This is a genomic window from Pseudomonas serbiensis (assembly GCF_030580745.1).
GTDB lineage: Bacteria > Pseudomonadota > Gammaproteobacteria > Pseudomonadales > Pseudomonadaceae > Aquipseudomonas > Aquipseudomonas serbiensis.
Window position 1 is genome coordinate 134,652 of the sequence record NZ_JAUQOO010000011.1, and the last position, 24,937, is coordinate 159,588.

The following is a 24,937-nucleotide window of genomic DNA, read 5'->3' on the forward strand; positions in this document are numbered from 1 at the left end:
CTCGCTCTCTTGGCATTCGTGAATGGGCGCGGTATTACCCTGACGTGCAGTTTACAGGGGTGGTTACATATTTCAGGTATTTTGCTGCTTTTATCACCCTCAAATGCGCACTCTGTTGTCAGGGGCTTGACAGCTTCGGCTATGATAAGCGCTTTGATTTAGTCGGCCTACCCTGGCCGCGCACTTGTATGTCCAAGGATCCTATGAGCAAGCCCACTCCAGAACCCGCTGCGAATTCAAAGGCAGGCCCTGTCGTCCCTACCAATTTCCTGCGTCCGATCGTGCAGGCAGACCTGGATTCAGGCAAGCACACCCAAATCGTGACCCGCTTTCCGCCGGAGCCTAACGGCTATCTGCATATCGGTCATGCCAAGTCGATCTGTGTGAACTTTGGCCTGGCCAACGAGTTCGGTGGCGCGACGCACCTGCGTTTCGACGACACCAACCCGGCCAAGGAAGACCAGGAATACATCGACGCCATCATGAGTGACGTCAAGTGGCTGGGCTTCGAGTGGGCGGGCGAAGTGCGCTATGCCTCGCAGTATTTCGACCAGTTGCACGACTGGGCTGTAGAGCTGATCAAGTCGGGCAAGGCCTATGTCGACGACCTGACCCCCGAGCAGGCCCGCGAGTACCGTGGCAGCCTGACCGAGCCTGGCAAGAACAGCCCGTTCCGTGAGCGCAGCGTCGAGGAAAACCTGGACCTGTTCGCCCGCATGAAAGCCGGTGAGTACGAAGACGGCGCTCGTGTGCTGCGTGCCAAGATCGACATGGCTTCGCCGAACATGAACCTGCGCGACCCGATCCTGTACCGCATTCGTCATGCTCATCACCACCAGACCGGCGACAAGTGGTGCATCTACCCCAACTATGACTTCACCCATGGTCAGTCCGATGCCATCGAAGGCATCACTCACTCGATCTGCACCCTGGAATTCGAAGGCCATCGTCCGCTGTATGACTGGTTCCTGGACAACCTGCCGGTGCCGTGCAAGCCACGTCAGTACGAATTTTCGCGTCTGAACCTGAGCTACACCGTCACCAGCAAGCGCAAGCTCAAGCAACTGGTCGATGAAAAGCACGTCAGTGGCTGGGACGATCCGCGCATGTCGACCCTGTCGGGCTTCCGTCGTCGTGGCTACACGCCGGCTTCGATCCGTAACTTCTGCGAAATGGTCGGTACCAACCGCTCCGACGGCGTGGTTGACTTCGCGATGCTGGAATTCAGCATCCGTGACGATCTGGACCGCAACGCGCCACGCGCCATGTGCGTGCTGCGCCCGTTGAAAGTCGTGATCACCAACTACCCGGAAGGTCAGGTCGAGAAGCTTGAATTGCCACGTCACCCCAAGGAAGACCTGGGCGTGCGCGAGCTGCCGTTCGCCCGCGAGATCTACATCGATCGCGACGATTACATGGAAGAGCCGCCAAAAGGCTACAAGCGCCTGGAGCCAGCCGGTGAAGTGCGCCTGCGCGGCAGCTATGTGATCCGTGCCGACGAAGCCATCAAGGACGCCGACGGCAATATCGTCGAGCTGCGTTGCTCCTACGACCCTGACACCCTGGGCAAGAACCCTGAAGGGCGCAAGGTCAAGGGCGTGATTCACTGGGTTCCGGCGGACGCGAGCGTCGAGTGCGAAGTGCGTCTGTATGACCGCCTGTTCCGCTCCCCGACGCCTGACAAGGCCGAAGATGGCGCCACTTTCCTGGAGAACATCAATCCGGATTCACTGCAAGTACTGACGGGTTGTCGTGCTGAACCTTCATTGGGGCAAGCGCAACCGGAAGACCGTTTCCAGTTCGAACGCGAAGGCTATTTCTGCGCGGACATCAAGGACTCGAAGCCAGGTCGCCCGGTATTCAACCGCACAGTGACATTGCGGGATTCCTGGAGCTGAGGTTAGGACAGTGCTTTCGATCTACAACACGCTCACCAAGAGCAAAGAAGTCTTCAAGCCGCTGGATGGCAACAAGGTGCGGATGTACGTCTGCGGGATGACCGTGTACGACTTCTGCCACCTGGGCCACGGGCGCAGCATGGTGGCCTTCGATCTGGTCACCCGCTGGTTGCGATTCAGCGGTTATGACCTGACCTATGTGCGCAACATCACCGATATCGATGACAAGATCATCAATCGTGCCCGTGAAAACGGCGAATCGTTCGACGCGCTGACGGCGCGCATGATCGACGCGATGCACGAGGACGAAGCTCGTCTGAACATCCTCAAGCCGGACATGGAGCCGCGTGCCACCGATCATATCGACGGCATGCACGCCATGATCCAGACCCTGATCGACAAGGGCTATGCCTACGCGCCGGGTAATGGCGACGTGTACTACCGCGTCGGCAAGTTCCTGGGCTACGGCAAGCTGTCGCGCAAGAAGATCGAAGACCTGCGCATCGGTGCGCGGATCGAAGTGGACGAGTCCAAGGACGATCCGCTGGACTTCGTGCTCTGGAAAGGCGTCAAGCCCGGCGAGCCGAGCTGGGAGTCGCCATGGGGGCCGGGGCGTCCTGGCTGGCACATCGAATGCTCGGTGATGTCCACCTGCTGCCTGGGTGAGACGTTCGATATTCATGGCGGCGGCAGTGACCTCGAGTTCCCGCACCATGAAAACGAAATCGCCCAGAGCGAGGCGGCGACCGGCAAGACCTACGCCAATGCCTGGATGCACTGCGGCATGATCCGCATCAATGGCGAGAAGATGTCCAAGTCCTTGAACAACTTCTTCACCATTCGCGACGTGCTGGATAAATACCATCCGGAAGTGGTGCGTTACCTGCTGGTTTCCAGCCACTACCGCAGCGCGATCAACTACTCCGAAGACAGCCTGAAAGAGTCCAAGAGTGCGCTGGAGCGTTTCTATCACGCGCTCAAGGGCTTGCCGGTGGCCGAGCCTGCGGGTGGCGAGGCGTTCGTCGAGCGTTTCACGGCAGCCATGAACGACGACTTCGGGACGCCTGAAGCCTGTGCGGTGTTGTTCGAGATGGTTCGTGAGATCAACCGTCTTCGTGACAGCGATCAGGCCGCGGCGGCGGGTCTGGCGGCACGTCTGAAGCAACTGGCCAGTGTGCTGGGTGTGTTGCAGCTCGAAGCGGAAGACTTCCTGCGTGCCGGCGCCGAAGGGCGTGTCGATGCGGCTGAAGTCGAAGCGCTGATCCAGGCGCGTCTGAATGCGCGTGCTGCCAAGAACTGGGCCGAGTCTGACCGGATCCGTGACCAGATCACCGCCATGGGCGTGATACTGGAAGACGGCAAGGGCGGGACGACCTGGCGTCTGGCTGACTGACCTGTTTTTTCGCGAATGAATTCGCTCCTACGGTAGGAGCGAATTCATTCGCGAAGCCGTCACCGCTTATTCGCGCACCTCCCGCAACCGCTTGTAAAGCGTATTGCGGCTAACCCCCAACCGTTTGGCCAACTGTGAAATGTTGCCTCCGGCCGCCTGCAACAGGTGGTTCAGGTCTTCGGTACACGGGAAGCTTCCCTTTAGCCGCAGAGCCGCCACCGGCTCGTCTCGCTCTTCATCCAACTGAGCATCCAGAAAGAAATCTTCCGGCAAATGCTCGAAGGTGATCTTCTGCTCGTCTGCCAATGCCAATGCCACCTGAATCACGCTATTGAGCTGGCGAAGATTGCCCGGCCACGGATGATGCTCGAACAGATCAAGCACCTCGTTGCAGAACCCCGCCCGCTGGTGAGGCTCACGATGTTGCTCCCAGATGCGCTGGACCAGCGCCTGCTTGTCGGTGCGTTCGCGTAGCGGCGGCAGTTCGATATTCAGCCCGCTGATCCGGTAATACAGATCCTGACGAAAATGCCCCGTTTGGACCCGTTCGCGCAGGCTGTGGTTGGTGGCCGAGATCAGGCGGATATCCACGGGATACAGCTCGCTGCTGCCCAGCGGCTGAACGCAACGCTCCTGCAATACCCGCAACAGGCGCGCCTGCACTGCCATCGGCATGTCGCCGATTTCGTCGAGAAACAGTGTGCCTTTATCGGCCTTGCGGATCAGGCCGATGCTGCCTTTCTGATGGGCACCGGTGAAAGCCCCTTTGGTGTAGCCAAACAGTTCCGACTCCACCAGTTCGGCCGGAATCGCCGCGCAGTTGACGGCAATCATGGGCTGGCTGGCGCGAGAGCTGGCCAGATGCAGGGCTTTGACAAACACTTCCTTGCCGACCCCGGTTTCACCGTGGATCAACAGCGGGATGTCTTTTTCCAGCAGCCGTTGAGCCTGGCGAACCGCTTTTTCGACTTTCGCATCGCCCAGATCGATGGTCTTCAGGTCGAGTGTCGGTTGCGTTATGGCCTGTTGTGCTGGCCGCACCGGTTGCAATAACTGGATCGGTTTGCGCCGTGGACGCTTGAGCAGGCACTGGAAACGATTATTGCCGAAGGCATGCAATGCGAAAGGGCGTGCTTCGGTTTCGCCAAGCAGTTGCAGGATCGGGCATTTGAACAGGTCTTCGATGCTGACGCCGGTCAGCCTGACTCCCAGCAAATTGTCGGCCCGTCGATTGGCGCAGATGATTGTGCCGCTTTCATCGAAAATCAGCAGGCCTGCCCATTGGCTGTCCAGATTGTTCAGGCCGGTATTGAAGGTCAGCTGGAAATGGCTGTCGCGAAACTGGTCGAGAATCAGCCGGTTTTCCACCGACTGGCTCATCATCTTCACCATGCCCAGAGTGTGAGAGGGCGGCAGGAAGCTGTCGCTGGAGACGTCCAGTATCGCAATCATGCGCCGTTCGGCATCGAATATCGGTGAGGCGGAGCCCGTCATGAAGCGATTGGCTTTGAGAAAGTGCTCGTCCGGCTCGATATGCACTGCCTGCTCACAGGCCAGTGCGGTGCCGATGGCGTTGGTCCCCGCGCCGCGCTCGCTCCAGCTTGCCCCGGCCATGAAACCCTGAGTCTGCGAAGCATCGACGAAGCGCTGGGTGCCCCATGACTTGAGTAACTGGCCTTGATTGTCGGCCAGCAGGATCAGGCAGTTGGAGTTACTGAGGATGTTTTCATAGACCGGCAGCACTTCCTGATGGGTGGTTTGCACCAGAGAGTGATGGCGCTCCAGCAGTTGTGAAACCTGCGCGCCCGGCAGCCCGCCGAACGAGGGGCGCGACTGATGGCTGAGACCGAAGTCCCGACAGCGCGTCCATGAATCCTGAATGATGATGTCGTGAGCAAGCGATGCGCTGGAATTGGCCATGAGCATGGATCCTGCGAGTGCCTTGTTGTTTTTGTTTTAGGTCTTGCATGGAGCGTCCGTGCCCGAAGTGTTCATCCAGTGTCGTTCAGTATTGTTCAAAGTCAATGTTCAATTTGTTCAGGTGTTCATCTTTTTTTGTTCATTTTTGTTCAGCTGTGAAGACGCTTCGTTCGCTCGAAAAGCGCCGGACGCTCTAGCTTGCGCCTTTCATGAAAAGGCAGCGATCTGGCACGAATGTCGCTCTATGCAACCTGTATTGAGCTGTATCCCCGACAAGAAAAAATAACAAAGGGCACGCCATGTCACTTACGTTGGAGCACGTCAGTCGCGCAGTCGATGGCCAGATATGGGTCGACGACGCATCCCTGAGTTTTGAACCCGGATCTTTCAATGTGCTGCTGGGGCGCACGCTGTCTGGCAAGACCAGCCTGATGCGCCTGATGGCCGGTCTGGACAAGCCCGATACGGGGCGGGTGCTGATGAACGGGGTCGATGTCACTCAGCGACCGGTACGCCAGCGCAATGTGTCGATGGTCTATCAGCAGTTCATCAATTACCCGAGCATGACCGTGTTCGAGAATATCGCTTCGCCATTGCGTCAGGCGGGCATGTCCAAAGAGGTTATCCAGAGCCGGGTGCTGGAAACCGCGAAGATGCTGCGCATCGAAAAATTCCTCCAGCGTCATCCTCTGGAGCTGTCCGGCGGACAACAGCAGCGCACGGCCATGGCCAGGGCGCTGGTCAAGGATGCCGAGCTGATCCTGTTCGATGAGCCGCTGGTCAACCTCGACTACAAGCTGCGCGAAGAGCTGCGTCAGGAAATGCGCGAGTTGTTCGCGGCGCGCCACACCATCGCCATCTATGCCACGACCGAGCCCAACGAGGCCCTGGCGCTGGGCGGGACGACCACCATCCTGCATGAAGGGCGCGTGGTGCAGACCGGCAAGGCGGCCGAGGTCTATCAGAGGCCGAGTACTGTATTGGCGGCGGAACTGTTCTCCGAGCCTCCTATCAACCTGATGCCCGGTCGCATCGAAGGCAATGAAGTCAGTTTCGCCAATTTCGTGCATTTCCCCCTCAATGCGGACCTGCGCAAGATCGGTGACGGCGAATACCGTTTTGGCGTGCGGCCCAGCCACCTGAGCCTGGTGCCGTCCAACGATGACGATCTGGAACTGGCGGTGACGGTCGAGCTGGCGGAAATCAGCGGCTCCGAAACCTTTCTGCATGTGCGCAACGAGCTTTTTGCGCTGGTGTTGCACTTGCCTGGCGTGCATGGCTATGACGTCGATGCCGCGATCCGGGTCTATATCCCGACCCACAAACTCTTTGTGTTCGATCAGCAGGGGCGCCTGATCCAGGCGCCCGGTCTGCGCATGGCGAGGGTTGCCTGATGGCCGAGATCCGTTTGCAGAACCTGGCTCACAGCTACAGCGCCAATCCGGGGCCTGACGATTACGCCATCCGGGAAATGACTCATATCTGGGAGCAGGGGGGCGCCTATGCGTTGCTCGGACCTTCCGGGTGCGGCAAGTCGACCTTGCTCAATATCATTTCCGGCCTGCTGAGCCCGTCCCAGGGGCAAGTGCTGTTTGACTCCAAAGAGGTCAATGATCTGAGCCCCGAGCGTCGCAACATCGCTCAGGTTTTCCAGTTTCCCGTGGTCTACGACACCATGACCGTGTTCGATAACCTGGCCTTCCCGCTGCGTAATCAGGGGCTGGATGAGAAGCGGGTTCAGGCCAAGGTGCAGGAAATCGCCGAGGTCCTGGATTTGCAGCCCTTGCTGAAAAAGAAGGCGCGCAACCTGACGGCCGACGAGAAGCAGAAGGTTTCCATGGGGCGCGGGCTGGTTCGTGATGACGTCTCGGCCATCCTGTTCGATGAGCCGTTGACGGTGATCGACCCGCACCTGAAGTGGAAACTGCGCCGCAAGCTCAAGCAGATCCACGAGCAGTTCAATATCACCATGGTCTACGTCACCCACGATCAACTGGAGGCTTCGACCTTCGCCGACAAGATTGCGGTGATGTATGGCGGGCAGATCGTACAGTTCGGTACGCCTCGTGAGCTGTTCGAGAAACCGCGACACACCTTTGTCGGCTACTTCATTGGCAGCCCGGGCATGAACCTGATCGAGGTCCGGCCTCAGGGTGACGGTGTGGTTTTCGGCGATGTGCATGTGCCGCTATCCGGCCCTTTGCAGCAATTGATTGCCAATACACCGTTTACCAGCCTGAAGATCGGCATCCGTCCCGAGTTCATTCACGTCTGGGATGGCCCCTATGAAGAGGCGATGTGTAGCGATGTGGTGCATGTGGCGGATCTGGGCACCTACAAGATTTTGACCCTTTCGCTGGCCGGGCAAACCCTGAAAGTGCGCCTGCCCGAAGACAAGCCCGTGCCACAAGGCCAGGCCTGGATCAGTTTTCCGGCGCAATGGCTGATGGTGTATGCCGATGATTTCTTGCTTGAGTCCGGTCCTGAGCGGGGTGCGCCATGAACAAGGTCCATAACAACAAGGCCTGGTGGCTGGTACTGCCGGTTTTCCTGCTGGTGGCCTTCAGTGCGATTGTGCCGATGGTGACCGTGGTCAATTACTCGGTGCAGGACATCTTCGATCAGACCAACCGTTATTTCGTGGGCGCCGACTGGTATCGCCAGGTCTTGCAGGACCCGCGCTTGCACGACTCGCTGCTGCGGCAGTTCATTTACTCGGGCTGCGTGCTGCTGATCGAGATTCCGCTGGGTATCGCCATCGCACTGACCATGCCGACCAAGGGGCGATGGTCGTCGTTGTGTCTGATCGTCATGACCATTCCGCTGCTGATTCCCTGGAACGTGGTGGGCACCATCTGGCAGATATTTGGCCGTGCCGATATCGGGCTGCTGGGCTGGAGCCTCAATCAGTTGGGCATCAGCTACAACTATGCGGCCAACACCATGGATGCTTGGGTGACAGTGCTGGTCATGGACGTCTGGCACTGGACGTCACTGGTCGCGCTGCTGTGTTACTCGGGGTTGCGGGCCATTCCGGACGTGTACTACCAGGCTGCGCGTATCGATCGTGCGTCGAGCTGGGCCGTGTTTCGGCATATCCAGTTGCCGAAGATGAAGAGTGTGCTGCTGATTGCGGTGATGCTGCGCTTCATGGACAGCTTCATGATCTATACCGAGCCGTTTGTCCTCACCGGTGGCGGGCCGGGCAATGCCACGACCTTCCTGAGCCAGACCCTGACGCAAATGGCTATCGGCCAGTTCGACCTTGGGCCGGCTGCGGCGTTCTCGCTGGTGTACTTCCTGATCATTCTGCTGGTTTCGTGGCTGTTCTATACCGCCATGACCCATAGCGACAAGAACTGAGGATCGGCCATGAATGCACGCAAGGCTGTGCCGTTATTGATCTACATCCTGTTTCTGCTGGTGCCGATCTACTGGCTGCTGAACATGTCGTTCAAGAGCAACACCGAGATTCTCGGTGGCCTGACGCTCTGGCCGCAGGATTTCACCCTGGCCAATTATCGGGTGATTTTCACCGACCCAAGCTGGTACAGCGGTTATATCAACTCGCTGTATTACGTCTGCCTGAACACGGTCATTTCCCTGGCGGTGGCATTGCCGGCGGCTTATGCGTTTTCGCGTTACCGGTTCCTGGGTGACAAGCATCTGTTCTTCTGGCTGCTGACTAACCGCATGGCGCCACCGGCCGTGTTTTTGCTGCCGTTCTTCCAGCTCTATTCCTCGATTGGCCTGTTCGACACCCACATTGCCGTGGCGCTGGCTCACTGCCTGTTCAATGTGCCGTTGGCGGTGTGGATTCTGGAAGGCTTCATGTCGGGTGTACCCAAGGAAATCGACGAGACTGCCTATATCGACGGCTATAGTTTTCCTCGCTTCTTCGTGAAGATTTTCGTGCCGCTGATTGGCTCCGGCATCGGCGTGACGGCGTTCTTCTGCTTCATGTTTTCCTGGGTGGAGCTGTTGCTGGCGCGCACGCTGACGTCGGTCAACGCCAAGCCTATTGCAGCGGTCATGACGCGAACCGTATCGGCTTCGGGGATTGACTGGGGTGTGCTGGCAGCGGCAGGAGTGCTGACCATTCTGCCGGGCATGCTGGTGATCTGGTTCGTTCGCAATCACGTGGTCAAGGGCTTTGCCCTGGGCCGGGTCTGAGGAGTCGAGATATGGAGTGGATGGCCTGGACTTCACTGACGGCGAGTTTCTTCGGCGTCATCGCTTTGTTGCTGGTGGGCATGACGGTGTGGGAACTGAGTTCGCCCTGCGTCGAGCGGCGCGGTTTTCTGCCGATCGAGACCAGTCGGGGGGATCGTTTGTTTATCGGACTGCTGGCAAGTGCCTACCTGCATTTGCTGGTCATCGGCGTGACGGACTGGAGCATCTGGATCGCCTCGCTGGTATCGCTGGTGTGGTTGTTTGTCGTAATGCGTTGGGGGTAGCCGAGCAACTGTTTCGTGCCGGGACTGTCCGGGAGGCGGCAACGTGCCCTGGGTAATAATCATCTGGAGGTGTCTATGTTCTACAAAAACAACAAGCTGAGACATAGCGTGGCGCTGGCTTCGATGCTGGCATGCAGTGGATTGAGCGTGACGGCGTGGGCGGATGCCTATGAGGATGCCGCGAAAAAATGGATCGGCTCCGAATTCAAGCCTTCGACCCTGACCCCTGAGCAGCAGTTGGCCGAGCTGGAATGGTTCATCAAGGCGGCTGAACCGTTTCGCGGGATGGAAATCAAGGTGGTGTCGGAAACCCTGACCACCCACGAATATGAATCCAAGACCCTGGCCAAGGCGTTTACGGAAATCACCGGGATCAAGCTGACTCACGACCTGGTGCAGGAAGGGGACGTGATCGAGAAGATCCAGACCCAGATGCAGTCGGACAAGAATATCTACGACGGCTGGGTAAACGACTCTGACCTGATCGGTACCCATTTCCGCTACGGCAAGGCGCAATCTCTGACCGAACTGATGGCCAGTGATGCTGGCAAGAAAGTGACATCGCCGACCCTGGACCTGAAAGACTTTATCGGTCTGTCCTTCACGACCGCGCCCGACGGCAAGGTCTATCAATTACCTGATCAGCAGTTCGCCAACCTTTACTGGTTCCGCGCAGACTGGTTCGAGCGTGCCGACCTGAAAGCGAAGTTCAAGGCCAAGTACGGCTATGAGCTGGGTGTGCCGGTCAACTGGTCTGCTTACGAGGACATTGCCAAATTCTTCAGCGAAGACGTCAAGGAAATCGACGGCAAGCGCATTTATGGCCATATGGACTACGGCAAGAAAGACCCATCACTGGGCTGGCGCTTCACCGATGCCTGGTTCTCCATGGCGGGTGGCGGCGATAAAGGCCTGCCGAACGGTCTGCCTGTGGACGAGTGGGGGATTCGCGTAGAAAACTGCCGTCCGGTGGGGTCGAGCATTACCCGTGGTGGTGACACCAATGGCCCGGCGGCGGTATTCGCCACTCAGAAATACATCGACTGGCTCAAGGCTTATGCGCCACCGGAAGCGGCGGGCATGACGTTCTCCGAGTCTGGCCCGGTGCCTTCCCAAGGCAACGTCGCGCAGCAGATCTTCTGGTATACCGCGTTTACCGCAGACATGACCAAGCCCGGCTTGCCGGTGATGAATGCCGATGGCACGCCCAAGTGGCGCATGGCTCCTTCACCTAAAGGCCCGTACTGGAAAGACGGTATGAAACTGGGGTATCAGGATGTGGGATCGTGGACTTTCCTGTATTCGACACCAGAGAAACAAAGGTTGGCAGCCTGGCTGTACGCGCAGTTCGTGACCTCGAAAACCGTTTCCCTGAAGAAAACCATCGTAGGGCTGACGCCGATTCGTGAGTCGGACATCAACTCCAGGGAAATGACAGAGCTGGCACCCAAGCTGGGTGGTCTGGTCGAGTTCTATCGCAGCCCGGCCCGTGTGCAATGGTCGCCGACCGGCACCAACGTTCCGGACTACCCGAAACTGGCTCAACTGTGGTGGAGTCACGTAGCGGAAGCGGTCACTGGCGAGAAAACCGCGCAACAGGCTCTGGACGGGCTGGCCAAGGATCAGGACTCCATCCTCATGCGGCTTGAGCGCTCCAAGGCTCAGGAGAAGAGCGGCTGCGCGCCGAAGCTGAACCCGGAAACCACGGCTGAAGAGTGGTACAAGAAGGGCGAAGCGTCTCCGGACGGCTGGGCTGCTCCGCAGCGCAAGCTGGCCAACGAGAAGCCCAAAGGCGAGACCGTGGCGTACTCCGAGCTGCTTAAAAGCTGGGAGGCTGCACGCAAGTAATCGATGACCTGAATGAAAACGGCACCTCATGAGGTGCCGTTTTTCATTGTGGGGACACTCAGTCGTGCAGGGTTTCAGCAGCGTACAGGGTGTTTTCCAGCAGGCAGGCGCGAGTCATCGGGCCGACACCGCCCGGTACGGGGGTGATCCAGCCTGCGCGGGGCAGGGCGGTTTCGTACACGACGTCACCCACCAGCTTGCCGTCTTCCTGGCGGTTGATACCGACGTCGATGACGATTGCGCCAGGCTTGATCCACTCGCCCTTGACCAGGCCGGGTTTGCCAGCGGCTACCACCACCAGGTCGGCGCGGCCGACATGGCCTGCCAGATCCTTGGTGAAGCGGTGGGTCACGGTGACGGTGCAGCCGGCGAGCAGCAATTCCATTGCCATCGGACGACCGACGATATTGGAGGCGCCTACAACCACGGCGTCCAGCCCGTACAGATCGACACCGGTGCTTTCCAGCAGGGTCATGATCCCTTTGGGGGTGCATGGGCGCAGCAGCGGGATGCGCTGGGCCAGACGACCGACGTTATAAGGATGGAAACCATCAACGTCCTTGTCCGGGCGAATGCGCTCCAGCAGCAGGGAAGCGTCCAGATGCGCAGGCAATGGCAGTTGCAGCAGGATACCGTCGACATCGGCGTCGCCGTTGAGACGATCGATCAGCTCGGTCAGCGCAACCTGTGTGGTCTCGGCGGGCAGGTCGTAGGCCTGGGAAATGAAGCCTACTTCCTCGCAGTCCTTGCGCTTGTGAGAGACGTAAACCTGGGAGGCGGGGTCGCTGCCCACCAGAATCACCGCGAGGCCTGGCGTACGCAGGCCTTGCTCGCGACGTTCGGCGACACGTTTGGCGATCTGCTGGCGCAGGCTGGCGGCGATCGCTTTGCCGTCGATAAGTTGTGCAGTCATGACGCGTGATTAACCATCGAGAGGGAAAAAATGAGCGCGCATTCTCGCATGACATGACGCAGGGGCAAAGGCGCTTGGTCTGTATATTCAGCTAACTCCTTTATCTAACTGAATTTTTTTCAAAAAAGAGTTGACGACCCCCAGGGGCGTCTATAAGATTCGTCGCACTTGCCGGGCAGCACCCAGCACTGCTTAAGAAGCTGGCGCTGGTTGATGTAAGTCGGGTGGAGTTGAAAATCAACTCGACGTGATTGAAAGCCTTCTAATTTGTACTCAATAAAGAATGCAGATTATATAAGTGCCCGTAGCTCAGCTGGATAGAGCATCCGCCTTCTAAGCGGATGGTCGCAGGTTCGAGTCCTGCCGGGTGCGCCATTAAAGGCGGCTTTGGCACGGTAGGTGAGTTGTAGTAGATGCATGCAATATGGTGGGCGTAGCTCAGTTGGTAGAGCACAGGATTGTGACTCCTGTTGTCGTGGGTTCGATCCCCATCGTCCACCCCATATTCGGAGAGGCGCCAGATTTATTAATCATAAACTGGCGCCTTTGCTTTAAAAGCTTGTAACGCGGATGTGGTGGAATTGGTAGACACACTGGATTTAGGTTCCAGCGCCGCAAGGTGTGAGAGTTCGAGTCTCTCCGTCCGCACCAAGATATAAATAGTGAAGCCTTGATACATTCACTATTGAAAGAAGCCGCCTAGTGCGGCTTTTTTTGTTTCAGCGTGTTGGTTTTATCGTCTCGCTGGTCGGTTGGCGCGTTGCCGCCGGTCGAGCGGGGCGCGCTACGCGGATGGAATCGGTAGCGGTCCGGTGCACGTGCTTCCTTTATATAGCCCGTGCCAGACGCTTTGCCGGTGCTGTAAAGGCCTTGTTGTCTTTGCTCGCCAGCAGTCCGCTTCCATCCTCTTAAATCTGCCCTTTTTCAGTAGGGTGACTTCTTGAGTTTGACCCACTAGAATGCATGCCCTTGATTCTGGGGTCGGAAACGGCCGGCTAACGTCTGTGCAACGAGGAATATCCATGCAAGTTTCTGTTGAAAATACTTCCGCTCTTGAGCGCCGCATGACCATTGGCGTGCCTGCCGAACGCATCGAGACTGAAGTCAACAAGCGTCTGCAGCAGACCGCACGTAAAGCCAAGATCCCGGGCTTCCGCCCTGGCAAAGTGCCTATGAGCGTAATCCGCCAGCGTTATGAAGATGGCGCGCGCCAGGAAGCACTGGGCGATCTGATTCAGGCTACCTTCTACGAAGCAGTGGTTGAGCAGAAGCTGAACCCGGCTGGCGCACCTGCTGTAGAGCCAAAGTCCTTCGAGAAAGGCAAGGACCTGGAATACATCGCCACTTTTGAAGTGTTCCCTGAGTTCACTGTTGCAGGTTTCGAGTCCATCTCCGTCGAGCGCCTGTCCGCCGACGTAGCTGACAGCGACCTGGACAACATGCTGGAAATCCTGCGCAAGCAGAACGTTCGTTTCGAAGCGGCCGATCGTGCTGCCCAGAACGAAGACCAGCTGAACATCGATTTCGTTGGCAAGGTTGACGGCGAAGTCTTCGCTGGCGGTTCTGCTACTGGCACCCAGCTGGTTCTGGGTTCCGGCCGCATGATCCCTGGTTTTGAAGACGGTCTGGTTGGCGCCAAGGCGGGTGAAGAGCGCGTTCTGAACGTCACCTTCCCTGAGGACTACCAGAACCTGGAGCTGGCTGGCAAAGCCGCTGAGTTCACCGTTACCGTCAACAGTGTTTCCGCACCAACGCTGCCTGAGCTGAACGAAGAGTTCTTCAAGCAGTTCGGTATCAAGGAAACCGGCATCGAAGGTTTCCGCACCGAAGTTCGCAAGAACATGGAGCGCGAACTGCGTCAGGCCATCAAGTCCAAGGTCAAGAACCAGGTCATGGACGGTCTGCTGGCTGCCAACCCGATCGAAGTTCCAAAAGCCCTGCTGGAAAACGAAGTCAATCGTCTGCGCGTCCAGGCTGTTCAACAGTTCGGCGGCAACATCAAGCCTGACCAGTTGCCTGCAGAGCTGTTCGAAGAGCAAGCCAAGCGTCGCGTCGAGCTGGGCCTGATTGTTGCTGAAGTGGTCAAGCAGTTCGAGCTCAAGCCAGACGACGCTCGCGTTCGTGATCTGATCCAGGAAATGGCCTCTGCCTATCAAGAGCCAGAGCAGGTTGTTGCCTGGTACTACAAGAACGAGCAGCAAATGAACGAAGTACGTTCTGTTGTGCTTGAAGAGCAAGTTGTGGATACTGTTTTGCAGAAAGCTAGCGTGACCGACAAATCGGTCTCCTACGAAGAAGCGGTCAAGCCGGTAGAAGCTCCAAAAGCCGACTGATTTCTCTTTTCGTTCGAAAAACACCCACAAGCCAGCCTTCGCGCTGGCTTGTGCGTATTCAAGACTCGACTATTTGGGAGTGAATGCAGGACATGTCCCGCAATTCTTATATTCAGCAGAACTCTGACATCCAGGCCGCTGGCGGCCTGGTCCCGATGGTTATCGAGCAGTCCGCCCGTGGCGAACGCGCCTATGACATCTACTCGCGCCTTCTCAAGGAGCGTGTGATCTTTATGGTAGGTCCTGTAGAAGACTACATGGCCAACCTTATTGCGGCGCAACTGCTGTTCCTGGAAGCGGAAAACCCGGACAAGGATATCCATCTCTACATCAACTCACCTGGCGGTTCGGTGACAGCAGGCATGTCGATCTACGACACCATGCAGTTCATCAAGCCGGACGTGTCGACCATCTGTATCGGTCAGGCGTGCAGCATGGGTGCCTTCCTGCTGGCTGGCGGTGCCGAAGGCAAGCGTCATTGCCTGCCTAACTCGCGGATGATGATTCACCAGCCGTTGGGCGGTTTCCAGGGGCAGGCGTCGGACATCGACATCCATGCCAAGGAAATCCTGCACATTCGTCATCGCCTGAACTCGTTGCTGGCTCACCACACCGGTCAAAGCCTTGAAACCATTGAGCGCGACACCGAGCGTGACAACTTCATGAGCGCAGATCGCGCGGCGGAATACGGCCTGATCGACTCTGTGATCAACAAACGTCAAATGCCTGCCTAAGTAACTCAAAATGTGGGTGGTTGGACCAACCGACCACCTGCGGACTTGAAAAAGCCCGCAATAGCCTTCATCTTGTGTTGCAAGCCTACCGGATTGGATCGATCGAATGACTGACACCCGCAACGGCGAGGACAACGGCAAACTGCTCTATTGCTCCTTCTGTGGCAAAAGCCAGCATGAAGTGCGCAAATTGATTGCCGGCCCCTCGGTCTTTATCTGCGACGAGTGCGTCGACCTGTGCAATGACATCATCCGTGAGGAGGTGCAGGAAGCACAGGCCGAGAGCAGCGCGCATAAATTGCCTTCGCCTAAAGAAATCAGCGGCATCCTTGATCAGTATGTAATTGGTCAGGAACGTGCCAAAAAGGTTCTCGCAGTAGCGGTGTACAACCACTACAAGCGTCTGAACCAGCGCGACAAGAAAAACGATGATGTTGAACTCGGCAAAAGCAACATCCTGCTGATCGGCCCTACCGGCTCCGGCAAGACCTTGCTCGCTGAAACACTGGCTCGTCTGCTCAATGTGCCGTTCACCATCGCCGATGCCACGACCCTGACCGAAGCCGGTTATGTCGGTGAGGACGTGGAAAACATCATTCAGAAGCTGTTGCAGAAATGTGATTACGACGTAGAGAAGGCCCAGATGGGTATTGTCTACATCGACGAAATCGACAAGATTTCCCGCAAATCCGACAACCCTTCGATTACTCGTGACGTTTCCGGTGAAGGCGTGCAGCAAGCCTTGCTGAAGCTGATCGAGGGCACCGTGGCTTCCGTTCCTCCTCAAGGCGGGCGCAAGCATCCACAGCAGGAGTTCCTGCAGGTGGACACGCGCAATATCCTGTTCATATGCGGTGGTGCTTTCTCGGGTCTGGAAAAAGTCATTCAGAACCGTTCCACCCGTGGCGGCATCGGCTTCAACGCCGAAGTCCGCAGCAAGGAAGAAGGCAAGAAGGTTGGCGAATCCTTGCGTGAAGTCGAGCCTGACGATCTGGTCAAGTTTGGTCTGATCCCTGAGTTCGTGGGCCGTCTGCCAGTGCTGGCGACATTGGATGAGCTGGATGAGGCTGCGTTGATGCAGATCCTTACCGAGCCGAAAAACGCCCTTACCAAGCAGTATGCCAAGCTGTTCGAGATGGAAGGTGTGGACCTCGAGTTCCGTACCGACGCGCTGAAATCGGTTGCTCGTCGTGCGCTGGAGCGCAAGACAGGTGCCCGCGGTCTGCGTTCCATCCTGGAAGGCGTATTGCTCGACACCATGTATGAAATCCCGTCGCAGACCGACGTGAGCAAAGTGGTGATCGACGAGAGCGTTATCGATGGTTCGTCCAAGCCACTGTTGATCTACGAAAACAGCGAGCCGCCTGCCAAGGTTGCTCCTGACGCTTAAAGCGTAGAGAGACATACAGAAGGGGGCCTGCGGGCCTCCTTTTGCATTATTAGTGGCATCGTATCCTTCGTCTTTAGGGAACGTTTTTCTCCAATGAGCCACTAGTATCCTGTCCGGGAAGTCATTCTGCTTTTTTTGGCTGCGCCTGTAACCGCCTGATTGTGTTGCCATTCCTCGCCATGACTGGGTGCGGCGTCCTGTCCGATGGCTGTGCTCGTGCGTCAAAAAGAGAGCGTATTTTCAAAACAGGCCACTAAAGCTTGTTTTTTTTGAACGCTACCCCCATCTTGACTTCAAGCAACTTCCACCTGTCCACGGCCAATTGGCCGCCGTAGAGGCGAAATCATGAAGACCACAATTGAATTGCCTCTCTTGCCATTGCGTGATGTTGTGGTTTATCCGCACATGGTTATCCCGCTGTTCGTGGGGCGCGAGAAATCTATCGAAGCTCTAGAAGCAGCGATGACGGGCGACAAGCAAATCCTTTTGCTGGCGCAAAGAAATCCGGCTGACGACGATCCCGATGAAAAGGCTCTTTATAGCGTCGGCACGATTGCAACCGTATTGCAGCTTCTCAAATTGCCTGACGGCACCGTCAAGGTACTGGTTGAGGGCGAGCAGCGTGGCTCTGTCGAGCGTTTCATTGAAGTCGATGGTCATTGCCGCGCAGAAGTCGCGCTGATCGATGAAACCGACGCGCCTGATCGTGAATCCGAAGTCTTTGTGCGCAGCCTGCTGTCGCAGTTCGAGCAGTATGTCCAGCTTGGCAAGAAAGTCCCTGCCGAAGTCCTGTCGTCGCTCAATAGCATCGATGAGCCCGGTCGCCTGGTAGATACTATGGCGGCGCATATGGCGCTGAAGATCGAGCAGAAGCAGGAAATCCTCGAAATCATCGACCTGGCTGCCCGTGTCGAGCACGTGCTGGCCTTGCTGGATGCCGAAATCGACCTGCTGCAGGTTGAAAAGCGCATTCGCGGTCGCGTCAAGAAACAGATGGAGCGCAGCCAGCGCGAGTACTATCTGAATGAGCAGATGAAGGCCATTCAGAAGGAACTGGGCGATGGCGATGAAGGGCACAACGAAATCGAGGAGCTGAAAAAGCGTATCGAAGCCGCTGGCCTGCCTAAAGATGCTCTGACCAAGGCAACTGCCGAGCTGAACAAGCTCAAGCAAATGTCCCCGATGTCGGCTGAAGCGACTGTCGTGCGCTCCTACATCGACTGGCTGGTTCAGGTGCCGTGGAAGGCACAGAGCAAGGTTCGCCTCGATCTGGCGCGTGCCGAAGCCATTCTCGACTCCGATCACTATGGTCTGGAGGAGGTCAAGGAGCGCATCCTTGAATACCTCGCCGTGCAAAAGCGCGTGAAAAAGATTCGCGGCCCTGTGCTGTGCCTCGTAGGGCCTCCGGGCGTCGGTAAAACCTCCCTGGCCGAGTCCATCGCCAGCGCCACCAACCGCAAGTTTGTGCGCATGGCCCTGGGCGGTGTGCGTGACGAGGCTGAGATTCGTGGCCATCGTCGGACCTATATCGGTTCGATGCCGGGTCGATTGATACAGAAAATGACCAAGGTTGGCGTACGCAACCCACTGTTCCTACTCGATGAAATCGACAAGATGGGCAGTGACATGCGTGGCGATCCGGCTTCGGCATTGCTTGAGGTGCTTGATCCCGAGCAGAACCACAACTTCAATGACCACTATCTGGAAGTCGATTACGACCTCTCGGATGTGATGTTCCTGTGTACCTCGAACTCGATGAACATCCCGCCAGCGCTGCTGGACCGGATGGAAGTCATTCGTCTGCCCGGTTACACCGAGGACGAGAAGGTCAACATTGCCGTCAAATACCTTTCGCCAAAACAGATTCAGGCCAATGGCCTGAAAAAAGGCGAAATCGAGTTCGACGACGATGCGATTCGCGACATCATCCGCTACTACACCCGTGAAGCAGGTGTGCGCGGTCTTGAGCGCCAGATTGCCAAGGTCTGCCGCAAGGCGGTCAAAGAGCATGCGCTGGAAAAACGTTTTGCAATTCGTGTCACGGCCGAGATGCTCGAACACTTCCTGGGCGTGCGAAAATTCCGCTACGGTCTGGCCGAGCAGCAGGACCAGATCGGTCAGGTAACCGGCCTTGCCTGGACTCAGGTCGGCGGAGAGTTGCTGACCATCGAAGCGGCTGTGGTTCCCGGCAAAGGGCAGTTGATCAAGACCGGTTCTCTGGGCGATGTCATGGTCGAATCGATCACGGCGGCGCAGACAGTCGTGCGCAGTCGGGCCAAGAGCCTGGGCATTTCGCTGGATTTCCACGAGAAACACGACACTCACATCCACATGCCGGAAGGGGCTACCCCCAAGGATGGCCCTAGCGCGGGTGTAGGCATGTGTACGGCTCTGGTATCGGCGTTGACGCAGATTCCGGTGCGTGCCGATGTGGCGATGACCGGTGAAATTACCCTTCGCGGGCAGGTGCTGGCGATTGGTGGTTTGAAGGAAAAACTTCTGGCGGCGCATCGCGGTGGAATCAAAACCGTGATCATCCCGGAGGAGAATGTGCGCGATTTGAAGGAAATTCCTGACAATATCAAGCAAGACCTGCAGATCAAGCCTGTTAAATGGATTGACGAAGTCCTGCAAATTGCGCTGCAATACGCGCCGGAGCCCTTGCCGGATGTGGCTCCCGATATTGTTGCAAAGGATGAAAAACGCGAGTCTGACTCTAAGGAAAGAATTAGCACGCATTAAGTCTGTGTGGGCTTCCTTGACAGCTTTTTGGAGCCCTTGTTATAAAGCGGCTCTTTCTGGCAAGTACCAGCAAGCCCACCAGTGCTCGTTTTGCTTACCACCAAAAACTTAGAAACATACTCAATATAGAGATAAGGGGACTTAGAGTGAACAAGTCGGAACTGATTGATGCTATCGCTGCATCTGCTGATATCCCGAAAGCTGCTGCTGGCCGTGCGCTGGATGCAGTTATCGAATCCGTCACTGGCGCTCTGAAGGCTGGCGACTCTGTTGTATTGGTTGGCTTTGGTACGTTCTCCGTTACAGATCGTCCTGCTCGTATCGGTCGCAACCCACAGACTGGTAAGACGCTGGAAATCGCTGCTGCTAAAAAACCAGGTTTCAAAGCCGGTAAAGCCCTGAAAGAAGCTGTCAACTAAGCCTCTTGAAGCCTTTGCCCGCCGGGTCAGAGCCAATCTGAACCGGTAGCGCAGCGGTGGTGCAGCCGGTTGCAAGACCGGAGGGTTCGAGCCCTTCCGCTTCGTCAGTTACGAGAAGGCGCATCCTCGGATGCGCCTTTCTTCTATCCGCTTTCTACCCACGCTCTGCGGTTGGTTAGTCGGTTCAACCGTTTTGGGGGACGCAATGCTGCAGAATATCAGGGACAATTCACAAGGCTGGATTGCCAAGACAATTATCGGGATCATCATCGCGTTGATGGCCCTGACGGGCATCGAAGCGATGTTCACCGCCAGTGGTAACAAGCAGAATGCTGCCCAGGTCAATGGCGAGGACGTGACTCAGAATGAACTGAGTCAGGCTGTCGACATGCAACGCCGCCAGCTGGCTCAGCAACTGGCTCAGCAGCTTGGCAAGGATTTCGATCCTGCGATGCTGGATGAAAAGCTGTTGCGTGAATCCGCTCTCAAAGGGCTGATCGACCGCAAGCTGCTGCTGCAAGGTGCGGCCGATGCCAAATTCGCTTTTTCCGAGGCTGCGCTGGATCAGCAGCTTCTGCTGACGCCTGAATTCCAGGTTGATGGCAAGTTCAATGCCGATCGTTTCGATCAGGTCATCCGCCAGTTGGGCTACAGCCGGTTGCAGTTCCGCCAGTTGCTGGGTCAGGAAATGCTGATCGGTCAGGTCCGTGCCGGTATCGCTGGCAGTGCCTTCGTGACCGATACGGAAGTCGAGGCCTTCGCCCGTCTTGAAAAACAGACTCGCGACTTTGCCACCTTGACCCTGCCTGTCGATCTGGCTGCTGCGAAAGTGACCGATGACGAAGTCAAGGCTCACTACGACCAGCATGCCAAGGAGTTCATGAGTCCTGAGCAGGTTGTGCTTGATTACATCGAATTGAAGAAGTCGTCCTTCTTCGACAAGGTGCAGGTCAAGGACGAAGACTTGCAGGATGCTTACCAGAAGGAAATCGCCAATCTGGCGGAGCAGCGTCGTGCTGCGCACATCCTGATCGAAGTGAACGACAAGCTCAATGAAACCCAGGCCAAGGCCAGACTGGAAGAAATCCAGCAGCGTCTGGCCAAGGGCGAAAGCTTTGCAGCGCTGGCCAAGGAGTTCTCCCAGGACCCTGGCTCGTCGAGCAAGGGTGGCGACCTGGGCTATGCCGGCAAGGGCGTCTACGATAAGGCCTTCGAAGAGGCGCTGTATGCCTTGAACAAGGATCAGGTTTCGCAGCCGGTACGCAGTGACTTCGGCTGGCATCTGATCAAGCTGCTGGGCGTTGAAGCACCTTCGGTGCCGAGCTTTGCCAGCCTGAAAGAGAAGCTGACCCATGATCTGAAGGCTCAGCAGGTCGAGCAGAAGTTTGTCGAAGTGACCAAACAGCTGGAAGACTCGGCTTTCGAGTCGTCCGATCTGACTCAGCCGGCTCAGGATCTGGGCCTCAAGGTGCAGACTACCGCGCCGTTCGGTCGTGAAGGCGGCGAAGGTCTGACAGCCAATCGTGCGGTGATCCAGGCAGCATTCAGCCCGGAAGTCCTCGAAGAAGGTTCCAACAGCAACACGCTGGAACTGGACCCGGAGACTGTAGTGGTCGTACGTTCCAAAGAGCACTTGCAGCCTCAGCAGTTGCCGCTTGAAAGCGTCGCCGCCTCCATCCGTACCCAGTTGCTCAAGGAGCACGCCAGTGCCGCAGCCAAGGCCAAGGGCGAAGCGCTCCTGGCAGGCCTGCGCGATGGCAAGACCCCGTTGGCAGCCAAGCAGGATGGTCATGCGTGGGCAGTTCTGGAAGCGGCTACCCGCAGTCAGGACGGTGTCGACCCGGCAGTGCTGCAAGCGGTGTTCCGTATGCCCAAGCCTACCGGCAAGGACAAGCCTGAGTTTGCCAGCCTGACCGCGGCAGACGGCAGCTTTGTGATTGTGCGTCTCAATGGCGTGAATCAGGCAACAGCGCCGAGTGACGCGGAAAAGGCGCAATACCGCCGTTTCCTGGCGTCGCGTGCCGGTCAGCAGGATTTCGCTGCTTATCGCTCGGAACTGGAAAGCAAGGCCAAGATCGAGCGTTTCTAAGCTCGATTTGATTCACTCGAAACGCCCGGTGCATTCACCGGGCGTTTTGCTTTGTGCGGTTTGTGATTTTCTTGTGATTCTTTTCCGCAGCAAGGGAACCGTTTTCAGCGCTTTACCACTCAGTCGAGTACGTAGATCCTTGTTTCGTGCCGAGGGAGAGAAACCGCAATGAGCGATCCCATTTCAAGCACCGGTCGTGGTCCCAGTGGTTTTGGGAGCTTTCCAGTACCGGAAAACCTTACCGAGGTCCCCTTCAGTCTGACCTCGGGTGAGTTTCACAAGTCTACCGGTGGTCTGGCCGGTGTCGAGTATGGCCAGGCTGGCAAGATGGCCGGAACGGCATTGCCAGTTCCTCAGGCCGCTGAAGACTCGTTCCTCCAGCGTCTGCTGCGCGCCTTGAGCAGCCAGATCTCAGGCAAGGCCCAGCCTCCTGTGCGGGAAAATCATGAGTATCTAGACGACTCGAAATACAGCTCGCCCGAGGAACTGGCCAAATGGGACGGTCTGTTGGGTGATATGCCGCCCTCCAAGCGTGAGCAGGCTGCCAAAGAGCTGAACCGCCCGATTGCCGCTGCCAGAATGATTGCCGCCAATGACCCGGATGCGGACAAGGCCTGGGCCTTCCTGGATGAGAACCCGACTCTGAAAACCGCCATGGACACGGCTCAGGGTGGCAAGGCGGACGGCAAGATTACCAAGAAGGACGCCAAGACCTTCGCCAAGAACATGGAGAAACAGGTCGATAAAGGCACAGACAGCCTTAATGACTTCCGCAAGGACAACCCGGATGCCGATGCACAATCGGTGCAGTTGGTGCGTTCGGCAGCCGTGCTGCTGGCTCATGAGCCAATAACCGAAGCCGGTGATCCGTCCAACGCCCAGGGCGTTGAAGGCCAGACCAAGGTCAATGGCCGCACCACCATCGCGGGGCTTGAGTCGGTGAGCGCCAATAACCCGGGGCTTTCCAGTGTCCTGCAGGACTCTGCCGCCACCTGGGCGCAGCCAGGCATGTTCGAGATGATGGACCAGGGCAACATGCGCGGCAAAAAGCTGGCGATGCGGGCTCCTGACGGTGTGATGATCAAGCGGGATATCAGCACCTGGATCAAGCACAAGGCCCCAGCCAATGAAGAGGACTTTTCACGGGTTCTCACCGACGCTGCGACTATCGGTGCGGTTTCAAGTGTGGATATCAGCAAGCTGAACGGCGATGTGTTCAGCAACCCTCAGGCCTACAGCGGCGAGCAGAAAGCCGCCGTACTGGTGGAGTTGCAACAGATTTCCGAGCAGGTCGTGGCGGGACGCTCGATTCGTAACACCTCGGCCACCGAAACCGCTCTGGATGAAAAGATCACCCAGTTGCAGAACGATCCTTCCGTGCAGGCCTTTCTGGCCAGGAATACCGACCGCCAGGCAGAGTTGATTATTAACAGCGACCCGGCACTGGCTCAGGTGGTGAATGAAACCACGACCAAAAAAGCAGCGGCGGGTACCACCGGAATGAGCACCGCATTTACCCCCGGTGGCACTGGCAAGGATACGAATCAGACCAAGGATGATCTGAAGCAGGCTGCCAGCACTATTCACGAGGTGATCGACTTTGGTGACAAGGTGGGTGTGCGCAGGGGCGGTGCAAACGCAGCGGTAGGTATCGGTGGGCGTGTAGCCGCGGCTGTTGGCGGGCGTATTGTCGGGGCGGTTGCCGGTCAGGCGGCGGGTGCAGCGGCAGCTTCGGCGATTGGTGCGGCGGCCGGCCCCGTGGGCTGGGCGGTCAGTGGTGCCATAAGCATCGGCATGGGTATTTCGGAGATCATCAATTCGGTGAAGGAGCGTAAGGAACGCAAGGCCTTCAGCCGTACCGTCAACCCGACTCTGGAGCAGTTCGGCATACCCAAGCCTAAATAGGCGTGGGGGCAGAAACAGAAAATCCGGATCCCTGGCGGGCGTCCGGATTTTCTGTTTTCAGGGCCGACGTCAGACGCCAGCCCCTATCGAAGATCACTCTTCGATGTTGCCCATCGCAGTGGTGTTGAAACCGCCGTCGACGTACATGATTTCACCGCTGATGCCGGACGCCAGGTCCGAGCACAGGAAGGCGCCGGCGTTGCCGACTTCTTCGATGGTGACGTTGCGACGCAGAGGGGTCTGCGCTTCGTTGGCTGCCAGCATCTTGCGGAAGTTCTTGATACCCGAAGCAGCCAGGGTACGGATCGGACCAGCCGATACGGCGTTGACGCGAGTGCCTTCCGGGCCGAGGCTGCCAGCCAGGTAGCGAACGCCGGCTTCCAGGCTGGCCTTGGCCATGCCCATCACGTTGTAGTTAGGCATGGTGCGCTCAGCGCCCAGGTACGACAGGGTCAGCAGGCTGCCATTGCGGCCTTTCATCAGTTCGCGACCGGCTTTGGCCAGGGCAACGAAGCTGTAGGCGCTGATGTCGTGAGCGATGCGGAAGCCGTCACGGGTGGTGGCTTCGGTGAAGTCGCCATCAAGCTGGTCGCCTGGAGCGAAGCCAACGGAGTGAACGATGACGTCCAGGCCGTCCCACTTCTTGCTCAGCTCTTCAAAGACCTTGTTGATCTCTTCGTCGCTTGCCACGTCGCAAGGGAAGCACAGCTCAGGGCCTGAGCCCCAGCCTGCTGCGAACTCTTCGACGCGGCCCTTGAGTTTGTCGTTCTGGTAGGTGAACGCAAGCTCGGCACCTTCACGATGCATGGCGGCAGCGATGCCGGATGCGATGGACAGTTTGCTGGCGACACCGACGATCAGGACGCGCTTACCGGCGAGAAAACCCATGTGTTGTT

The 24,937-nt window shown here is 57.5% G+C and carries 18 protein-coding genes and 3 tRNA genes; 18 read left to right on the top strand and 3 right to left on the bottom strand.

The features are described 5' to 3' along the window. Positions 1 to 203: 203 nt before the first annotated feature. Together Q6A51_RS15835 and cysS are read left to right on the top strand one after the other, a co-directional pair. On the top strand, positions 204 to 1,898 hold the full coding sequence (locus Q6A51_RS15835) for a glutamine--tRNA ligase/YqeY domain fusion protein (protein ID WP_201019798.1): 1,695 nt from the start codon (positions 204 to 206) through the stop codon (positions 1,896 to 1,898). 10 nt (positions 1,899 to 1,908) lie between these two features. Further along, positions 1,909 to 3,291: a cysteine--tRNA ligase gene (gene cysS / locus Q6A51_RS15840; protein ID WP_304575228.1), complete on the top strand. Its 1,383-nt coding sequence runs from the start codon at positions 1,909 to 1,911 to the stop codon at positions 3,289 to 3,291. A 66-nt stretch (positions 3,292 to 3,357) separates the two neighbouring features. Here the strand turns inward: cysS and Q6A51_RS15845 are convergent, their stop codons facing one another. Then, a complete protein-coding gene (locus Q6A51_RS15845) occupies positions 3,358 to 5,211 on the bottom strand; it encodes a sigma-54-dependent Fis family transcriptional regulator (RefSeq protein WP_304575229.1) in 1,854 nt (617 codons plus the stop codon). Positions 5,212 to 5,510: 299 nt separating this feature from the next. Here Q6A51_RS15845 and Q6A51_RS15850 point away from each other — a divergent pair, with 299 nt between their 5' ends. From Q6A51_RS15850 to Q6A51_RS15875, 6 genes are all read left to right on the top strand, one after another. Continuing rightward, positions 5,511 to 6,605: an ABC transporter ATP-binding protein gene (locus tag Q6A51_RS15850; protein ID WP_201004342.1), complete on the top strand. Its 1,095-nt coding sequence runs from the start codon at positions 5,511 to 5,513 to the stop codon at positions 6,603 to 6,605. After that, a complete protein-coding gene (locus Q6A51_RS15855) occupies positions 6,605 to 7,714 on the top strand; it encodes an ABC transporter ATP-binding protein (protein ID WP_304575230.1) in 1,110 nt (369 codons plus the stop codon). The genes Q6A51_RS15850 and Q6A51_RS15855 overlap by 1 nt, the downstream gene beginning before the upstream one ends. Then, positions 7,711 to 8,574 carry a carbohydrate ABC transporter permease gene (locus Q6A51_RS15860; RefSeq protein WP_304575231.1) on the top strand — a complete coding sequence of 288 codons (864 nt, stop codon included), beginning with the start codon at positions 7,711 to 7,713 and terminating at the stop codon, positions 8,572 to 8,574. Before Q6A51_RS15855 ends, Q6A51_RS15860 begins: the two co-directional genes overlap by 4 nt. Positions 8,575 to 8,583: 9 nt before the next feature. After that, entirely contained in the window at positions 8,584 to 9,384 is an 801-nt protein-coding gene (locus tag Q6A51_RS15865) for a carbohydrate ABC transporter permease (RefSeq protein WP_117165301.1), read from the top strand. A gap of 11 nt (positions 9,385 to 9,395) precedes the next feature. Beyond that, entirely contained in the window at positions 9,396 to 9,668 is a 273-nt protein-coding gene (locus tag Q6A51_RS15870; protein ID WP_201004336.1) for a DUF2160 domain-containing protein, read from the top strand. Positions 9,669 to 9,743: 75 nt separating this feature from the next. Further along, positions 9,744 to 11,516 carry an ABC transporter substrate-binding protein gene (locus tag Q6A51_RS15875; RefSeq protein WP_201004334.1) on the top strand — a complete coding sequence of 591 codons (1,773 nt, stop codon included), beginning with the start codon at positions 9,744 to 9,746 and terminating at the stop codon, positions 11,514 to 11,516. A gap of 58 nt (positions 11,517 to 11,574) precedes the next feature. Here Q6A51_RS15875 and folD read toward each other — a convergent pair whose 3' ends face one another. Then, positions 11,575 to 12,429: a bifunctional methylenetetrahydrofolate dehydrogenase/methenyltetrahydrofolate cyclohydrolase FolD gene (gene folD, locus Q6A51_RS15880; protein WP_201004332.1), complete on the bottom strand. Its 855-nt coding sequence runs from the start codon at positions 12,427 to 12,429 to the stop codon at positions 11,575 to 11,577. Between the two features lie 298 nt (positions 12,430 to 12,727). Between folD and Q6A51_RS15885 the strand changes: the two genes are divergently transcribed. The 10 genes from Q6A51_RS15885 to Q6A51_RS15930 all read left to right on the top strand — a co-directional run bounded on the left by Q6A51_RS15885 (position 12,728) and on the right by Q6A51_RS15930 (position 24,041). After that, positions 12,728 to 12,804 (top strand) — tRNA-Arg (locus Q6A51_RS15885). A 52-nt stretch (positions 12,805 to 12,856) separates the two neighbouring features. Beyond that, positions 12,857 to 12,932 (top strand) — tRNA-His (locus Q6A51_RS15890). 63 nt (positions 12,933 to 12,995) lie between these two features. Then, positions 12,996 to 13,080, top strand: a tRNA-Leu gene (locus Q6A51_RS15895). A gap of 371 nt (positions 13,081 to 13,451) precedes the next feature. After that, complete coding sequence (tig, locus tag Q6A51_RS15900) at positions 13,452 to 14,762, top strand: trigger factor (protein WP_201019793.1); 1,311 nt, start codon at positions 13,452 to 13,454, stop codon at positions 14,760 to 14,762. 92 nt (positions 14,763 to 14,854) lie between these two features. Beyond that, positions 14,855 to 15,496: an ATP-dependent Clp endopeptidase proteolytic subunit ClpP gene (clpP, locus tag Q6A51_RS15905; RefSeq protein ID WP_025259223.1), complete on the top strand. Its 642-nt coding sequence runs from the start codon at positions 14,855 to 14,857 to the stop codon at positions 15,494 to 15,496. Between the two features lie 106 nt (positions 15,497 to 15,602). Beyond that, complete coding sequence (gene clpX / locus Q6A51_RS15910) at positions 15,603 to 16,886, top strand: ATP-dependent Clp protease ATP-binding subunit ClpX (RefSeq protein WP_025259224.1); 1,284 nt, start codon at positions 15,603 to 15,605, stop codon at positions 16,884 to 16,886. A 345-nt stretch (positions 16,887 to 17,231) separates the two neighbouring features. Next, positions 17,232 to 19,628, top strand: a complete 2,397-nt coding sequence (gene lon / locus Q6A51_RS15915) for an endopeptidase La (protein WP_201004328.1) — start codon at positions 17,232 to 17,234, stop codon at positions 19,626 to 19,628. A gap of 146 nt (positions 19,629 to 19,774) precedes the next feature. Then, positions 19,775 to 20,047, top strand: a complete 273-nt coding sequence (locus Q6A51_RS15920; protein WP_002552737.1) for an HU family DNA-binding protein — start codon at positions 19,775 to 19,777, stop codon at positions 20,045 to 20,047. Positions 20,048 to 20,252: 205 nt separating this feature from the next. Then, entirely contained in the window at positions 20,253 to 22,136 is a 1,884-nt protein-coding gene (locus Q6A51_RS15925; RefSeq protein ID WP_304575233.1) for a SurA N-terminal domain-containing protein, read from the top strand. A 168-nt stretch (positions 22,137 to 22,304) separates the two neighbouring features. Then, positions 22,305 to 24,041, top strand: a complete 1,737-nt coding sequence (locus Q6A51_RS15930; RefSeq protein WP_201019792.1) for a type III effector HrpK domain-containing protein — start codon at positions 22,305 to 22,307, stop codon at positions 24,039 to 24,041. 93 nt (positions 24,042 to 24,134) lie between these two features. Here the strand turns inward: Q6A51_RS15930 and fabI are convergent, their stop codons facing one another. After that, positions 24,135 to 24,929 carry an enoyl-ACP reductase FabI gene (gene fabI / locus Q6A51_RS15935; RefSeq protein ID WP_201019791.1) on the bottom strand — a complete coding sequence of 265 codons (795 nt, stop codon included), beginning with the start codon at positions 24,927 to 24,929 and terminating at the stop codon, positions 24,135 to 24,137. Positions 24,930 to 24,937 lie beyond the last annotated feature (8 nt).

Excerpts from the sequence above, each read along its gene's own strand:
- Q6A51_RS15835 (WP_201019798.1), top strand. The coding sequence starts at position 204 with ATGAGCAAGCCCACTCCAGAACCCGCTGCGAATTCAAAGGCAGGCCCT.
- Q6A51_RS15845 (WP_304575229.1), bottom strand. The coding sequence starts at position 5,211 with ATGGCCAATTCCAGCGCATCGCTTGCTCACGACATCATCATTCAGGAT.
- Q6A51_RS15850 (WP_201004342.1), top strand. The coding sequence starts at position 5,511 with ATGTCACTTACGTTGGAGCACGTCAGTCGCGCAGTCGATGGCCAGATA.
- Q6A51_RS15855 (WP_304575230.1), top strand. The coding sequence starts at position 6,605 with ATGGCCGAGATCCGTTTGCAGAACCTGGCTCACAGCTACAGCGCCAAT.
- Q6A51_RS15860 (WP_304575231.1), top strand. The coding sequence starts at position 7,711 with ATGAACAAGGTCCATAACAACAAGGCCTGGTGGCTGGTACTGCCGGTT.
- Q6A51_RS15865 (WP_117165301.1), top strand. The coding sequence starts at position 8,584 with ATGAATGCACGCAAGGCTGTGCCGTTATTGATCTACATCCTGTTTCTG.
- Q6A51_RS15870 (WP_201004336.1), top strand. The coding sequence starts at position 9,396 with ATGGAGTGGATGGCCTGGACTTCACTGACGGCGAGTTTCTTCGGCGTC.
- Q6A51_RS15875 (WP_201004334.1), top strand. The coding sequence starts at position 9,744 with ATGTTCTACAAAAACAACAAGCTGAGACATAGCGTGGCGCTGGCTTCG.
- folD (WP_201004332.1), bottom strand. The coding sequence starts at position 12,429 with ATGACTGCACAACTTATCGACGGCAAAGCGATCGCCGCCAGCCTGCGC.
- tig (WP_201019793.1), top strand. The coding sequence starts at position 13,452 with ATGCAAGTTTCTGTTGAAAATACTTCCGCTCTTGAGCGCCGCATGACC.
- clpP (WP_025259223.1), top strand. The coding sequence starts at position 14,855 with ATGTCCCGCAATTCTTATATTCAGCAGAACTCTGACATCCAGGCCGCT.
- clpX (WP_025259224.1), top strand. The coding sequence starts at position 15,603 with ATGACTGACACCCGCAACGGCGAGGACAACGGCAAACTGCTCTATTGC.
- lon (WP_201004328.1), top strand. The coding sequence starts at position 17,232 with ATGAAGACCACAATTGAATTGCCTCTCTTGCCATTGCGTGATGTTGTG.
- Q6A51_RS15925 (WP_304575233.1), top strand. The coding sequence starts at position 20,253 with ATGCTGCAGAATATCAGGGACAATTCACAAGGCTGGATTGCCAAGACA.
- Q6A51_RS15930 (WP_201019792.1), top strand. The coding sequence starts at position 22,305 with ATGAGCGATCCCATTTCAAGCACCGGTCGTGGTCCCAGTGGTTTTGGG.
- fabI (WP_201019791.1), bottom strand. The coding sequence starts at position 24,929 with ATGGGTTTTCTCGCCGGTAAGCGCGTCCTGATCGTCGGTGTCGCCAGC.